We start from the raw sequence: 13646 nt of genomic DNA on the forward strand, positions 1-13646 counted from the left end.
CTCTCCCAAAGGGAGAGGGAGAAAGATGCTGGCCCTCTCCCGGAAGGAGAAGCGATCAGCGGATCACCTCATAAATGGCAGACTGAATGGATTGCCATTTTTTCGTCGTGGCATCCGGCTGCGACTGCGCGCGGCGGGTTGCCATGTCGAGATCGTGCTGCTGGCGTTTGACCACGGCAGGCACGGTGCAGAAGGCTTTAAGATACTCTTTACGAACCGAGGTCAGAGATTCGCCGTTCGACATGGCGTGGCTGAGCGTGTTGATGAAGCGGCGACACGGCTTCTCTTCCACCATGTTCTGCCGGTAGCGCAACATCAGTTCCAGCACATCGTCATAGCCGGCCGACATCGCCTCTTCGGTCCAGGAAAGCTTCCAGTCCATCCCGCCCTGTAAAAAGAGCTGCGTCACGCGGGTGTCGTTGCGGTTAATGGCCGATCGGAAGTTATTCTCGTCCCACGTCACCCCCATCCGCGTTAACGTTTCGCGAGAGGAAGGCGTCTCGCGCATTTCCTGTGGAGGCGCCGCTTCTGCTGCACTGACGGCCGCAGGCTGCGGCTTGCTGCTGGTCACCAGCCAGAATCCCCCCGCCACGATGGCAATCACCATGACGCCAACCGCCCCCCATAACGCACCGGAAATGAGCTGCTCGCGTTGTTCGGGCGTACGCGGCGCGCGCTGAGTCGGCTTTTCAATGGTGTCACGGACCTCAAACAGATCCCCGCCGGTGACCCGATCCATTTTCTGCGCCTTTTCCCAGAAAGTGTGTAACTCGCTGGCATCCACCGCCATAAAACCGGCCGGATTGACGCGCGTTCTCCCCTCTTCAAACGCGCGTTGAACCGGCCGCGCGATCTGCGTGTAGTAGTTATCCAGCAGCTGAACTTGCGCCGAACTTAACGTTTTCTGAACGGTAATGTTGTTGCGAATTTGCCGAATGTCATCGAGGAAGGTTTGCAGGGTTTTACGCGGTTCAACCAGCAGCGTCAGCATGGACGGATCGCTGAACAGCGAAGCGTAATAGCGGCTGAACTCTTTTTTATCCACCAGCATCTGCGCCAGTTCACTGAACATCATGCCGCTCAGGACGTCGTTGATCTCGCCGAGTTTAAGCCAGCGCCTTACGCGGTCAGCGTTAAACAGCGTCTTTAGATGATTATTCAGCCGCACCTGATCGGGCCAGGCCTGCTGGATGAGCCCTTTTATCATCAGCTCTATCGCGCGGACCTGCTTTTGCGCCTGCTGCTGCTGAAGCTCGCTTCCCGGTGCCAGGTCAGTGCTGTAGGTCAACAGCGGCTGCTGCAGGCGGAGATGTTCCAGCGCGGTCACAAACCGCATCGCCGCAATAAGCTGGTTTTCACTTACATCCTGTCCGCTTTCATACTGCGGCACGCGCTGCTGCAGCAGGCGCAGCTGGAGCGTAAATTCCGACATCTCGGCATCATTCAGGTTGAGCTTCTTCGCAACGGCACCCCAGCCTCCCAGGGCTAATCGCGCGCTGTCCAGCTGCTCCAGGAACCAGCGTGGATCTTTACCCTCAGAAGCATGTACATTCAGAAGAAGCAAAATTTCAACCGATGCCTGGCGAATGACCGCCAGACAGTGTTCGAACTGTTCGCGAATATGATGTGATGTGCTGAGGGTCATTATTTACCTTAAGTGACAACGAAAACATCGAAATGGGCATGTGACGGCCGTTTTTCTTTTTATTTATACGAGGTTAACCATACCTGACTTTCTGTTGAAATAAAGTGACAACCCTAAAATCATTTAAAAAGTGTCAGGAGAATCTGAATGCCTGTTTTAATCACACCTCGTCTTCACTGCTCGCCCCTGCAGGAAGAGGACTGGCCCTTTTTTCTGGCGTTGCAGCAGCACCCTGACGTTATGCGCTTTGTGGCGGATGACCGCCCCGTTGCCGCCATCCGCGAGGCGTTTGATGCTCGTCTGACGCCCTGGACGCCAGGCAGCGCGCACTGGCTGTGTCTCGTCGTCCGTGATGCCCTCTCCCGTGCTCCGCTGGGCGTCACCGGGTATATTCATCGGGAGGAGGATTGCGCTGAGGTCGGTTTTCTTTTCGCACCCGAGGCGCAGGGAAAAGGCTACGGCTTCGAGTCCCTGCAGGCGCTTTGCCGCTATGCCTTTGAAGAGGGGGGTATACGCCGACTCACCGCTACCGTCACGGCGGGGAATGTCGCCTCAAGACGTCTGCTGGAAAAAGCCCACTTTTGCCTGGAAGGGGAATTACGTGAGAGCTATTTCCTCGCGGGGCGCTGGCATAATGACTGGTTATTTGGTTTATTACGGCAGGAATATCTGAATAACAATTCCTGATCAACAGCCATTTGGCGGATATTTATCGTAAATCGTTTCCTCTACAGTGTCGCGACTTAAGAGGAAACGAATATGAAAGGTCATGCGCTGAAAATATCTTCTGCCGCCATTGCGTTAATTAAAAAACATCAGGGTCTTTCGCTGGAGAAATACCGTGACGAAAACGGATTGTGGGTTATTGGCTATGGACATGCGATCCGTGAGAGAGAAAAATTCCGCGGCCTTATTACTCCCCTGCAGGCGGAATATTTACTCCAGGAAGATATCCAGCAGTGTGAGACGCTGCTGCGGGAAATGTGTACAGGCCCATTAACCCAACAGCAGCATGACGCGCTGGTAATGATGATTTTCATTTCTGGAGAGATCCCTTTACTCCAGAAAGTGAATTTTCAGGCCATCGCCCGGGTATAGAACATGGCAGCCTGCGTTCTGTTTTTCACGTCCAGCCGCCGGAAAAGCGCTTCGAGGTGCGCTTTTACCGTGGCTGCACTGATGTTGAGATTGCGTCCAATCTCTTTGTTTGACTCCCCCGCCGCCAGCCGTTTTAACACCTCCCGCTGGCGCTCGCTTAATGCTAATAACGCCTGCGGCGACGAGTGTTGTCGGACCCACTCTCCCGGAAAACAGACCATCCCTCGGGACACCGAGTCCAGCACGGCGGAAAAGCGCTCGGGGCTGGCGTTTCGGGGAATAATGGCCATGACGTTTCGCTGCCGCAATTGCTCCACCCATCTGGCCTCTTTTTTCGCCAACACCATCACCACGCGGATCGCCGGAAAGCGATGCATGAGCGCTTCCAGCCACGCTGTCTCCTCGTTCTGAATGACATTCCCGTCAATCAGGACGATAGCAGACGGCGACGCGGATACCTGCGCCCATAAATCTTCTGCCTGACAGGTCCCCGTCATATTTAATTCCGGAATGAGCTTCTGCAGACTGTGTATCGCTCCATGAATAAATATTGACTGCCTGTCAAACATGATTACTCGCATCGTTTTTCTCCCTCTGAGAATAGCGAAGGGGGATTCTACAGAGGCATCTTTTAAGAAAAAACTCAACGAACGGAGACGTTACAAATCCCCCCGGGTTCTATATATCTGTCCGTATTTAGACACATTCACCTTAAGGATTTCCTTAAGAGGGTCCTTCCCCTTAAGCGCGTGCATCACAGGAACATACCACCTGATACCTCAATGCGCTGCGCGTTCATCCAGCCCAGTTTATCGCTGAGCAGCGCCGCAACGGCATCGCCAATATCGTCCGGCAGCCCCACTCGTCCCAGCGCCGTCTGCGCGGCCAGCATCTGATTCAGCTCCGCGTTGTCGCGAACGCGCCCGCCGCCAAAGTCCGTTTCTATCGCACCGGGCGCGATGATATTGACGGCGATCCCGCGCGCGCCCAGCTCTTTCGCCTGGTAACGCGTCAGCACCTCCATCGCCCCCTTCATGGCCGCATAGGTCCCTGAGCCCGGCTGGGTAAAACGGGCCAGCCCGCTGGAGACGTTGAGGATCCGCCCACCGTCGGCCAGCAAGGGCAACAGGCGCTGCGTCAGGAAGAAGGGCCCCTTGAAATGGATGTTTAATGCCTCATCAAACTGGGCTTCCGTCGTGTCGGCATAGGGCGCGTATAGTCCCGTCCCGGCATTGTTTAATAAATAATCAAAGTTTTCACGCTGCCAGACCGTCTTCAGGGTTTCCTGAAGCTGCCGGGCAAAATGGTCGAAACCGGCAACATCTCCGACGTTGAGCTGTAATGCCGCCGCGTTAACGCCTTTTGCCTGAATTTGTTGCACGACTTCCAGCGCTTCCTGCTGGCTACGGTTGTAGGTGAGGACAATTCCCGTGCCGTCTGCCGCCAGCTTCAAAGCAGCGTTTTTACCCAGACCACGGCTACCACCCGTCACTAATGCGATACGTTCAGTCATCATAAACCTCGTTTTGGCTGTTATGGAGATTGAGAAAGAGCTTATTAGGTGATAGAAAATCAATAAAGATGGGATAAAACGCTTCACTGTTTCAGCAGAAACAACAATGAGCTTCGTCTATGGATAAAATTCACGCAATGCAGCTGTTTGTCCGCGTCGCGGAACTGGAGAGTTTTTCGCGCGCGGCGGAAACATTAACCCTGCCGAAGGGCAGCGTTTCGCGGCAAATTCAGGCCCTGGAAAACCGGCTTGGCACCCAGCTATTGCACCGCACCACGCGGCGCGTCAGCCTGACGCAGGACGGCATGGTCTATTACGAACGGGCAAAAGATCTGCTGGCAAACCTTGATGAACTCGACGGTATGTTTCAGCACGATCCCTCCAGCATCAGCGGACGGCTCCGCGTGGATATGCCCGTTGGCGTTGCTCGAAATTTAGTCATCCCCAAGCTGCCTGCTTTTTTGCAGCACTATCCGGGCATTGAGCTGGAGCTCAGCAGCAGCGATCGCCTCGTGGATGTTATCCGCGAAGGGTTTGACTGCGTGGTGCGCGTCGGCACGCTGAAGGATTCGGGGCTTATCGCCCGCCCGCTGGGCAAGCTGTCGGTAATTAACTGCGCCAGCCCGGACTATCTGGCGCGTTTTGGCTACCCGGAAACGCTGGACGATTTAGGCTCCCACGCCGTTATTCACTACGCCGCCACGCTGGGAAGCCGCCCGCAGGGCTTTGAATTTTATAACGGCAGTACGACACAGTGGATAAAAACGGGCGGGGTATTAACCGTTAACAGCACGGAGACCTACCAAGCTGCCTGCCTTGCCGGGCTGGGCATCATTCAGGTTCCGCGCGTGGGCGTGCGTGATTCTCTGCGCGCGAAGAAACTGGTTGAGATCCTCCCGCAATACCGGGCTGAGCCGATGCCTGTTTCCCTGATTTATCCCCACCGCCGCAACCTCTCCCGCCGGGTACATCTGTTTATGGAGTGGCTTACTGAACTCACAAAAGCTTACGTGGACTAGTCGCAAGCTATAATTCAATAACATCCAGCCAAACGAAAAGGAAAAGACGCGTGACGCCGGAAAACAACCCGCAACGACCCACCCAACATTTAGCGTATGATCCCATCAAAAAGATGGAAACCGAGCCAGAAGAGGCCAAATCGCCTGGCACCGCCAGCAAAGCGCTGGGAACCGTCACTGGCATAGCCGCGAGAATTCAGCAGTTTCCCATGGTGGCGCATCTGATCCGCGCGACCGAGCGCTTTAATGACCGCATGGGGAACCAGTTTGGTGCTGCCATAACCTATTTTTCCTTCCTGTCGATGATTCCGATCCTGATGGTGTCATTTGCGGCGGCCGGTTTTGTGCTCGCGTCCCACCCGACGCTGCTGCAGGATATCTTCACAAAGATCCTGAATAACGTCAGTGACCCGACTCTTGCCAGCACGCTCAAAAGCACCATCAATACCGCCGTTCAGCAGCGTACCACGGTCGGGATCGTCGGTTTGCTGATCGCCCTTTACTCCGGCGTTAACTGGATGGGCAACCTGCGCGAGGCCATTCGCGCCCAGTCGCGCGATGTCTGGGAGCGTAAGCCGCAGGACCAGGAGAAAATATGGGTTAAGTATCTCCGCGACTTTATTTCGCTGATTGGCCTGCTGGTCGCCCTCATCGTGACGCTCTCCATAACCTCGGTGGCGGGTTCGGCGCAGCAAATGATTATCTCTGCGCTCTATCTTGATTACATCGAGTGGCTGAAGCCTGCCTGGCGCGGCATTGGGCTGGCCATTTCCATCTTCGCCAACTACCTGCTGTTCTTCTGGATCTTCTGGCGCTTGCCCCGCCATCGCCCGCGTAAGAAGGCGCTGATCCGCGGCACGTTGATTGCGGCGATCGGCTTTGAAGTCATCAAAATCGTGATGACCTACACCCTGCCTTCACTGGTGAAATCACCTTCCGGCGCGGCGTTTGGTTCGGTGCTGGGGCTGATGGCGTTCTTCTATTTCTTCGCGCGTCTGACCTTGTTCTGCGCGGCGTGGATTGCCACTGCCGAGTACAAAGATGACCCACGGATGCCGGGTAAAACGCACCGGTAGCCCCTCTCTCGGGCTGAAATTTCAGCCCGATTCATCATTTCAGCATATAAATCCAGCCCGTAACTTTTATTTAACCGAAAACCAGTTTTATTGACTGATATTAGAAAACTGTGAAGCATTTCATAGACGAGTTTTGGCTGGCCTGAAAATTATTCGCTTTTTGTTGCTTTTATCGCCAGCACGCGGCTTTGTTACAGATTGAAATGTCGCTTTTGCTGTGCGTAATATGGCCTTTCGTTCGACAAAAATAAGAAAATATTATGCAAGCAACAGCCACCACACTCGACTCGGGAACGGAAAACGTTCCGGTAAACTCGCGCAATAAAGTTGTCGTCGCATCGCTGATTGGCACCGCCATTGAGTTCTTCGACTTTTATATTTATGCCACCGCTGCGGTCATCGTCTTCCCGCATATCTTCTTCCCGCAGGGTGACCCGACGGCAGCCACGCTGCAGTCTCTGGCGACCTTTGCTATCGCGTTTGTAGCGCGTCCGATTGGTTCAGCGGTCTTTGGTCACTTTGGCGATCGCGTTGGCCGTAAAGTGACGCTGGTTGCTTCGCTGCTGACCATGGGAATTTCCACCGTGGCCATCGGCCTGCTGCCTACCTATGAAACCATCGGTATTCTGGCACCGGTCCTGCTGGCGCTGGCGCGTTTTGGTCAGGGCCTGGGCCTGGGCGGTGAATGGGGTGGCGCGGCGCTGCTGGCCACCGAGAACGCCCCGGCGCGCAAGCGCGCGCTGTATGGCTCATTCCCGCAGCTTGGCGCACCGATTGGCTTCTTCTTTGCGAACGGCACATTCCTGCTGCTCTCCTGGCTGCTGACGGATGAACAGTTTATGAACTGGGGCTGGCGTATCCCGTTTGTCTTCTCAGCCGTGCTGGTGCTGATTGGCCTGTACGTCCGCGTTTCACTGCACGAGACTCCTGTTTTCGCGAAAGTTGCCGCGGCGAAAAAACAGGTAAAAGTGCCGCTGGGCACGCTGCTGACCAAACACGTCCGCGTAACCGTACTGGGCACGTTTATCATGCTGGCAACCTACACGCTGTTCTACATCATGACGGTTTACTCCATGACCTTCAGTACCGCCGCCGCGCCGGTTGGGCTGGGGCTGCCGCGTAACGAAGTGCTGTGGATGCTGATGATGGCGGTGATTGGCTTTGGCGTGATGGTACCGATTGCGGGTCTGCTGGCGGACAAATTTGGTCGTCGTGCGAGCATGATTGTCATCACCACGCTCATCATTCTGTTTGCTCTGTTCGTCTTCCCACCGCTGCTGGGTTCAGGTAGCCCGGCGCTGGTCATGGCCTATCTGCTGATTGGCCTGAGCCTGATGGGGCTGACCTTCGGTCCGATGGGTGCGCTGCTGCCAGAGCTGTTCCCGACGGAAGTCCGTTATACGGGTGCCTCTTTCTCTTACAACGTCTCGTCTATCCTGGGCGCGTCCGTTGCGCCATATATCGCCACCTGGCTGCAGGCGAACTACGGTCTGTTCTATGTAGGCGTCTATCTGGCGGCGATGGCGGCGCTGACGCTGATTGCGCTGCTGCTGACGCACGAGACTAAGCACCAGGCTCTGTAATTCACTGCGGCCTGATGCCCTCACCCCGGCCCTCTCCCACAGGGAGAGGGAGAAAGGGAGCTATTTCTTCATCTGCGACAAAATATTCCGGCACTGATTCGCTTCGCCTTCTGAAGGCGAAATCAACGCCAGCAGCGCTGCGGCTGGCGTGACCAGCGTCGCAAGAGCTGCTGCCACCGCGCCGCGAGCAATCAGCGGGCCAGGCTTCACGCCCGCCTGCGGATTTTTGAACGTTCCGCGCACGTAAAGCGGCGAGCGCAGGGTGATGATTCGGACACCCTTACTTTCCGGGTCAATCGTCAAATCAAGCTGCTCCGAGGCCATGCTGGCGGTACCGGTCACGTTAATGACCGCGTTTTCGGTGTCAAAGGCGAAAATCTGCGGGCGCGCCACGCCGTTAACCAGATCCAGATTGGCAGCCGCGCAGTTCACCCGCACCTCATCGTCACCGAAAATTTGCCCGATAACGTAGTTACCCACATTCAGGCCCAGGATCTCCATAAGGTTGCGGCTCACCAGCCCGTCGTTCATCAGCAGCTTAAGGTTGCCGTTACTGCTTCCCAGCAGGGCCGCCACGGAATTGCCCACGCCGCGAATGTCGGCATCGCCGTTCATTTCACCGAGGGTTTTCTGCATCAGCTCCACATTAGGCATCAGTTCTTTCAGCTTGAGCCTGCGGGCCTGAATTTCGGCTCGACCCTGCATTGGCTTCTTATCGCCTTCGAGGTGAATGTTCGAGGAAATCGTCCCGCCCGCCATGCCAAACTTCAGCGGCTGCAGGCGCAGGTCGGCATTTTTGAGGAGGATATGGGTTGAAAGATTGCTGATCGGCAGCGTACTGCCGTGCTCAATTTTTCCGCCTTTGAAGCGCACGTCCGCGTCCATCACGTCCCACTTATCCGTCTCAAAGCGGTCATAGGGCAGCACTTTCCCGGCCGGCTGGAGATCTTTCTTCACCTCTTTTGACTTCGTGCCTTTACCGGAATCGACGCCGATCAGCGGGCCCAGGTCGGCCAGCCGCAGCTGACGGGACTCGACATCCCCTTCCAGTTTCGGGCGCGGTTTTCCAGTGGTGTAGGTCAGCGAGCCGTGGATATCGCTGTCGCCGATGCGGCCGTTAAAATCCCGGTAGTCAAAAACAGAGGATTTTTCGGCGTCGATTTTGGCGACCAGATGCCCGTCCGTTTCGAACGGCGGGGTATCCGGCAGCAGTACACCGGTCAGATCGTACAGCTCGCCCAGCGAATCACCGGCAAATTTGAGCTGCAGGTCGACGCCGCCCATATTCATCGGGTCGTTGACCGTCCCCACGAACGCCACGCGGGTGTTCCCGGAACGGAAGTCCGCCTGTACCGGGAACGGCGTGCCTTCACTCCGCAGCGCCAGCATGCCGCCCATTTTCCCTTTTCCGCTCAGCGGCTGGCCGTTGTAGCGCCCTTTTGCCGTCAGGCCAAAGACATAGTCACCCACGCTGGCCGTGTCGCCTTTCGCTTTGGTGCCCGTGACCTCGCTAAACGGCAGCGGCTTGCCCAGCGGATCGACCAGGATCTCTACATCCGCCTTGCTGACTTTATCGTCGATAGCGATCCGTCCGCGATCGAACAGAATGTTGTCGAGACGGAATGACCAGGAGGAAGGCTGGGCATGCGGATCTTTTTCGCCGTCGCTGGCGAGGTTAAACGTCCAGTTATTGTTTTTTTCTGAGAGGCGGATCAGGCGCGCATCGGGCTTCTGAAGTTTGATCCACGGCAGATAGACCGTTTTGGTGAAGAGCGCGAGCGGTGCCAGCGTGGCTTCAACACGAGGGAGGTGAACCATGGTCACTTCCGGGATATCCGGCGGGTTGCCGAGAATGATGTCGTCGGCATGAACGTGTGGCCAGGGGATCCAGCTACGCCAGCCTCGCTCCTCCTTCTGGCGCTCCCATACCACCCCCAAATCACCGCGTATGGCGAAGGGACGATTCAGTTCGGTTGAGACTTTCTGGTTGATGGTCGGCTTAAGGCGGTTCCAGTCAAACGTTGCAATAATGATGACCACGATCGCGATCAACAACAAGAAAATCCCTGCACTCCAGGAGATTACCCTGGTTGTTTTAGTCATTTTTATCCCCTTTCCTGATGACCTGTCCTGTAAAACTATAGTCCAGACAAAGGGAAGCGGGCTTATCAGAGCGTTGTTATCACGCTTTCAAGGCGATCCATCGGTACCGGGCGAGAGAGAAAATAGCCTTGTGCCGCCGCGGCGGGGGAGTTTTGCACATCACGCCACTCTTCCAGCGTTTCCACGCCTTCAACAATCACACCCTGGCAATAGCGGTTCATCAGCTGTAATAGCAGCGTAAAGAGATTCCGCCCTTCCGGGGTTTGACGCAGCATAATGAACAGATCGCGGGCCACTTTAATGTAGTCGTAACGCACTTCACTCAGGGCGGAGAAGTTCGCCATGCCGGTGCCAAAGTCGTCCAGCCACAGCGGGCCAAATTCGCACATCGACGCAAACGAGGAGTCCTGCGGCAGGCGGACGTGCTCTACCAGCTCAAAGCGCATCCACGGCAGGGTCGCGATCAGCTCCTGTAATTTCGCATTCTGACGCAGCGCCAGCAGGGTTGGACCATCGACGTTGACCGAGGCGAGAATATCGTGCTGTTCAAAAAAGGACTGCTTCGTCGCCAGCATACGGAGCTGCTCTTCCAGCACATCCAGACGCTGGCGAACGGCCACTTCGGCAAAATAGCGATCCGGCGCGATACGCTGAGAAGGGTTTGATGGGTGCGTCACAACGGTCAAAATTTCGATGGCCATCAGTCGACCGTCTGTTCGGTAGATCGGCTGATAAGTGTACGCACGCTCACATTGCAGCCAGTAGCGATGCTCCTGCAAGTTCTCAATACTTGCCTCAGGCGTAGTGCTCAGCCGCTGGATAACCTGCTCTGACTTCATTTCAGATGTCCTGTTGTTGGGATAGCCTTTCTGGACTCGTCACAGGATTATCGGCGCGGCAATTGAGAACTTTATGTTCAATTCACCGTGAAAAGGAAATTAAGATGACAGAAATGGGCAGGAACACGTGCTGGCTCAAATAAAATAATGGAACGTTGTTTTAATATAGTTGACCAGTTAATTCACCCAGCGCACACTACCCAAAATTACTCTGTTCAGGTTCACGACTATGTCTAAAAAAATTGCCGTGATTGGCGAATGCATGATTGAGCTGTCACAAAAAGGCGCGGAAGTCAGCCGCGGATTTGGTGGCGATACGTTAAACACGTCCGTTTATATTGCCCGTCAGGTTGCGCCTGAGGCGCTCACCGTGAACTACGTTACCGCCCTGGGCACGGACAGCTTCAGCCAGCAAATGCTCGAGGCCTGGCAGAGTGAACACGTTGAAACATCGCTGATTCAGCGGATGGAAAACCGCCTCCCGGGGCTTTACTACATCGAAACCGACAGCACCGGCGAACGCACGTTTTATTACTGGCGTAACGAAGCCGCTGCCAAATTCTGGCTGGAGAGCGATGCTGCCGCTGCCATCTGCGAAACGCTGGCGACATTTGACTATCTCTATCTGAGCGGGATCAGCCTGGCGATCCTGAGCCCCACCAGCCGTGAAAAACTACTCTCGCTGTTGCGCGAATGCCGCGCGAACGGCGGGAAGGTCATTTTCGATAATAACTACCGTCCACGCCTGTGGGCCAGCCGCGAAGAGACGCAGCAGGTCTATCAGCAGATGCTGCAATGCACCGACATCGCGTTCCTGACGCTCGACGATGAAGACGCCCTGTGGGGTGAGAAGCCGGTTGATGAAGTAATTGCGCGCACGCAGGCGGCTGGCGTAAGCGAAGTGGTAATTAAGCGCGGTGCGGAGTCGTGCCTGGTTGCGGTGGCGGGTGAAGCGGTGATTGACGTCCCGGCGGTGAAGCTTGCCAAAGAGAAAGTGATTGATACCACGGCGGCGGGTGATTCATTCAGCGCGGGCTATCTGGCGGTACGCCTGACGGGCGGAACCCCGGAAGCGGCGGCACGGCGTGGCCACCTGACGGCCAGCACCGTTATTCAGTATCGCGGGGCGATTATTCCGCGTGAGGCGATGCCTGTTTAAGTAAGGTGCGGGCTGATGCCATCACCCTAACCCTCTCCCACAGGGAGAGGGAATAGTTAAGCATTACTGCCCCTGCGGAATATCCGTCGCGTCCGGGTGTAAATCATCAGCCGTGGCGGCCTGCGCCGGCTGCGGAGTGGTCGCCATAATGGAATCCCAGGTCGTCTGAAGTTCCTTCATGTCATATTCCGGCTCGCCCTTCGGTTGCAGGAGGATCAAGGCCATCTCCTGAGACAGCTGCTGACGGAGGTCCTGATTGAGCATATCGACGGTCAGCCCGTTCAGGAAGTCCTGACGCAGCTTCTGGTACTGTTCCGGCGCTATGTCCACCACCTGATTCTGCAGGGAGCGAATGCGCTGGCTGATCAGAATGTCGGTATCGGCACGAGCGTAGGTCGCAAACAGCTTCTGCAGCTCGAGTTTTTTCTGTGCCAGAAGGGCGTTGAATTCCTCTTCGGAAAGCCCCTCTTTACGCACTTTTGCCAGCTCTTTCGCGACCACACCCAGATTCGCGTTCAGCTTATCGCCCGGCGATTCAACGTTAATGGCGCATTGCGCACGCTGGAACAGCACGCGGCAGTCAAAGCCAAGCCCGATATTCTTCATATTGTTCTTACTGAGCGTCTGCTGAACGTGCCAGAACAGCGCTTCACGGGCCAGATCGGCACGCCAGTAGCGCAACAGCGCCGCGGACTCACGAATTGGCTGCCAGGCGGTATCCCACATCACGGAGAGTCGGTCCTGACGCACGGTGTCCGTCATAATGCTGACCGGCACTGCACGCAGCGGGGAGAGCGTCGGAACAGGTGCCGGCGATTCACGCTTGCCTTTCAGATCGCCAAACGCTTTGTTGATCTGCTCAATTACCGCGCGGCTGTCCACGTTGCCCACCACGATCAGCGTCATTGCGTCCGGGGTGTACCATTTCTGGTAGTACGATTTTACCTGTTCGGCGTCCACCGGCTGTTTCAGCGGTTCGGCCGGATCGTGGCCCAGTAACGTCGAGCCTTTCAGGCGGTAGCGCCACCAGCCCTCTTTGGTGTCTCCAGGCCAGGTCGCCACCATGTCACTGTTGCTCAACGCGTAGTTGACGGTATCCGGGGTAATCGCCAGGTTGCCAGAGGCATCGGAGAGATACGTCAGCGCTTCTTTAAGCAGATCGTTACGGTTATTAGGCAGGCTCAGGTTAAACATGGTGTAGTCATACGAGACAACAGCCGGTGGGAGCGGGCGTTTCGGATCGATGGCCTGTTGCCAAAGCGAACGCACCTGAACCGCTTGCAGGCTGCCGCTCTGAGTGAGCGCCAGCCGGGGAATAAAGTGGCTAAAACCGGTTTGCTGGGTGCTTTCCGTGAGGGAGCCGGTATTAACAGACAGACGGATTTCAATACGGTCGCTGGGACGTTGCGGAGTGGCTAACACCTGCCACTGAAAACCGTTCGCTAATGTCCCTTGTTGCCAGGCCGGGTCTGGCTGGAGCGCATCTGCCTGCACATAACTGGCTGCTGCCATCATCAGCAAACCGCCGGTTAAGAGTCGAATTTTTGTGCCCTGCATGTGAACCCCTGATCAACATTCCTGGTTAAAAAAGAGTGTCTCGCGACGCGCTTC

Annotated in this window: 12 protein-coding genes; 6 read left to right on the plus strand and 6 right to left on the minus strand. The window is 56.0% G+C overall.

Annotated features, from left to right (window positions below; genetic code table 11):
- Nucleotides 1–55 precede the first annotated feature (55 nt).
- Complete coding sequence (locus M2433_RS20250) at nucleotides 56–1645, minus strand: STY4199 family HEPN domain-containing protein (RefSeq protein ID WP_429056355.1); 1590 nt, start codon at nucleotides 1643–1645, stop codon at nucleotides 56–58.
- A 147-nt stretch (nucleotides 1646–1792) separates the two neighbouring features.
- Here M2433_RS20250 and M2433_RS20255 point away from each other — a divergent pair, with 147 nt between their 5' ends.
- Together M2433_RS20255 and M2433_RS20260 are read left to right on the plus strand one after the other, a co-directional pair.
- Entirely contained in the window at nucleotides 1793–2332 is a 540-nt protein-coding gene (locus M2433_RS20255) for a GNAT family N-acetyltransferase (RefSeq protein ID WP_429056353.1), read from the plus strand.
- Between the two features lie 72 nt (nucleotides 2333–2404).
- Nucleotides 2405–2743, plus strand: a complete 339-nt coding sequence (locus tag M2433_RS20260) for a lysozyme (RefSeq protein ID WP_429056351.1) — start codon at nucleotides 2405–2407, stop codon at nucleotides 2741–2743.
- Here M2433_RS20260 and M2433_RS20265 read toward each other — a convergent pair.
- Complete coding sequence (locus M2433_RS20265; RefSeq protein WP_429056349.1) at nucleotides 2722–3324, minus strand: response regulator transcription factor; 603 nt, start codon at nucleotides 3322–3324, stop codon at nucleotides 2722–2724. The genes M2433_RS20260 and M2433_RS20265 overlap by 22 nt on opposite strands.
- A gap of 173 nt (nucleotides 3325–3497) precedes the next feature.
- The gene (locus M2433_RS20270) at nucleotides 3498–4256 is read right to left on the minus strand and encodes an SDR family NAD(P)-dependent oxidoreductase (protein ID WP_429056856.1); all 759 of its coding nucleotides are present in this window, start codon (nucleotides 4254–4256) and stop codon (nucleotides 3498–3500) included.
- Nucleotides 4257–4375: 119 nt separating this feature from the next.
- Between M2433_RS20270 and M2433_RS20275 the strand changes: the two genes are divergently transcribed.
- The 3 genes from M2433_RS20275 to M2433_RS20285 all read left to right on the plus strand — a co-directional run bounded on the left by M2433_RS20275 (nucleotide 4376) and on the right by M2433_RS20285 (nucleotide 7934).
- The gene (locus tag M2433_RS20275; RefSeq protein WP_059311440.1) at nucleotides 4376–5275 is read left to right on the plus strand and encodes a LysR family transcriptional regulator; all 900 of its coding nucleotides are present in this window, start codon (nucleotides 4376–4378) and stop codon (nucleotides 5273–5275) included.
- Nucleotides 5276–5325: 50 nt separating this feature from the next.
- Complete coding sequence (gene yhjD, locus M2433_RS20280; protein ID WP_429056347.1) at nucleotides 5326–6351, plus strand: inner membrane protein YhjD; 1026 nt, start codon at nucleotides 5326–5328, stop codon at nucleotides 6349–6351.
- Between the two features lie 260 nt (nucleotides 6352–6611).
- Complete coding sequence (locus M2433_RS20285) at nucleotides 6612–7934, plus strand: MFS transporter (protein WP_429056345.1); 1323 nt, start codon at nucleotides 6612–6614, stop codon at nucleotides 7932–7934.
- Between the two features lie 60 nt (nucleotides 7935–7994).
- Here M2433_RS20285 and M2433_RS20290 read toward each other — a convergent pair whose 3' ends face one another.
- Nucleotides 7995–10037, minus strand: coding sequence for an AsmA family protein (locus M2433_RS20290; protein ID WP_429056343.1), 2043 nt, complete (start codon nucleotides 10035–10037; stop codon nucleotides 7995–7997).
- 65 nt (nucleotides 10038–10102) lie between these two features.
- Nucleotides 10103–10876: a cyclic-guanylate-specific phosphodiesterase gene (gene pdeH, locus M2433_RS20295; RefSeq protein WP_063430571.1), complete on the minus strand. Its 774-nt coding sequence runs from the start codon at nucleotides 10874–10876 to the stop codon at nucleotides 10103–10105.
- A gap of 229 nt (nucleotides 10877–11105) precedes the next feature.
- On the opposite strand from pdeH, the gene M2433_RS20300 reads away from it, so the two are divergent.
- Complete coding sequence (locus M2433_RS20300; protein WP_429056341.1) at nucleotides 11106–12035, plus strand: sugar kinase; 930 nt, start codon at nucleotides 11106–11108, stop codon at nucleotides 12033–12035.
- Nucleotides 12036–12098: 63 nt separating this feature from the next.
- Here M2433_RS20300 and M2433_RS20305 read toward each other — a convergent pair whose 3' ends face one another.
- On the minus strand, nucleotides 12099–13592 hold the full coding sequence (locus M2433_RS20305; RefSeq protein WP_429056339.1) for a M16 family metallopeptidase: 1494 nt from the start codon (nucleotides 13590–13592) through the stop codon (nucleotides 12099–12101).
- Nucleotides 13593–13646: the final 54 nt, after the last annotated feature.

Origin of the sequence: Enterobacter sp. AC1 (genome assembly GCF_050434705.1) — a bacterium.
GTDB lineage: Bacteria > Pseudomonadota > Gammaproteobacteria > Enterobacterales > Enterobacteriaceae > Enterobacter > Enterobacter cloacae_L.

Excerpts from the sequence above, each read along its gene's own strand:
- M2433_RS20300 (WP_429056341.1), top strand. The coding sequence starts at position 11,106 with ATGTCTAAAAAAATTGCCGTGATTGGCGAATGCATGATTGAGCTGTCA.
- M2433_RS20260 (WP_429056351.1), top strand. The coding sequence starts at position 2,405 with ATGAAAGGTCATGCGCTGAAAATATCTTCTGCCGCCATTGCGTTAATT.
- M2433_RS20305 (WP_429056339.1), bottom strand. The coding sequence starts at position 13,592 with ATGCAGGGCACAAAAATTCGACTCTTAACCGGCGGTTTGCTGATGATG.
- M2433_RS20270 (WP_429056856.1), bottom strand. The coding sequence starts at position 4,256 with ATGACTGAACGTATCGCATTAGTGACGGGTGGTAGCCGTGGTCTGGGT.
- M2433_RS20255 (WP_429056353.1), top strand. The coding sequence starts at position 1,793 with ATGCCTGTTTTAATCACACCTCGTCTTCACTGCTCGCCCCTGCAGGAA.
- M2433_RS20285 (WP_429056345.1), top strand. The coding sequence starts at position 6,612 with ATGCAAGCAACAGCCACCACACTCGACTCGGGAACGGAAAACGTTCCG.
- M2433_RS20250 (WP_429056355.1), bottom strand. The coding sequence starts at position 1,645 with ATGACCCTCAGCACATCACATCATATTCGCGAACAGTTCGAACACTGT.
- pdeH (WP_063430571.1), bottom strand. The coding sequence starts at position 10,876 with ATGAAGTCAGAGCAGGTTATCCAGCGGCTGAGCACTACGCCTGAGGCA.
- M2433_RS20265 (WP_429056349.1), bottom strand. The coding sequence starts at position 3,324 with ATGCGAGTAATCATGTTTGACAGGCAGTCAATATTTATTCATGGAGCG.
- M2433_RS20275 (WP_059311440.1), top strand. The coding sequence starts at position 4,376 with ATGGATAAAATTCACGCAATGCAGCTGTTTGTCCGCGTCGCGGAACTG.
- M2433_RS20290 (WP_429056343.1), bottom strand. The coding sequence starts at position 10,037 with ATGACTAAAACAACCAGGGTAATCTCCTGGAGTGCAGGGATTTTCTTG.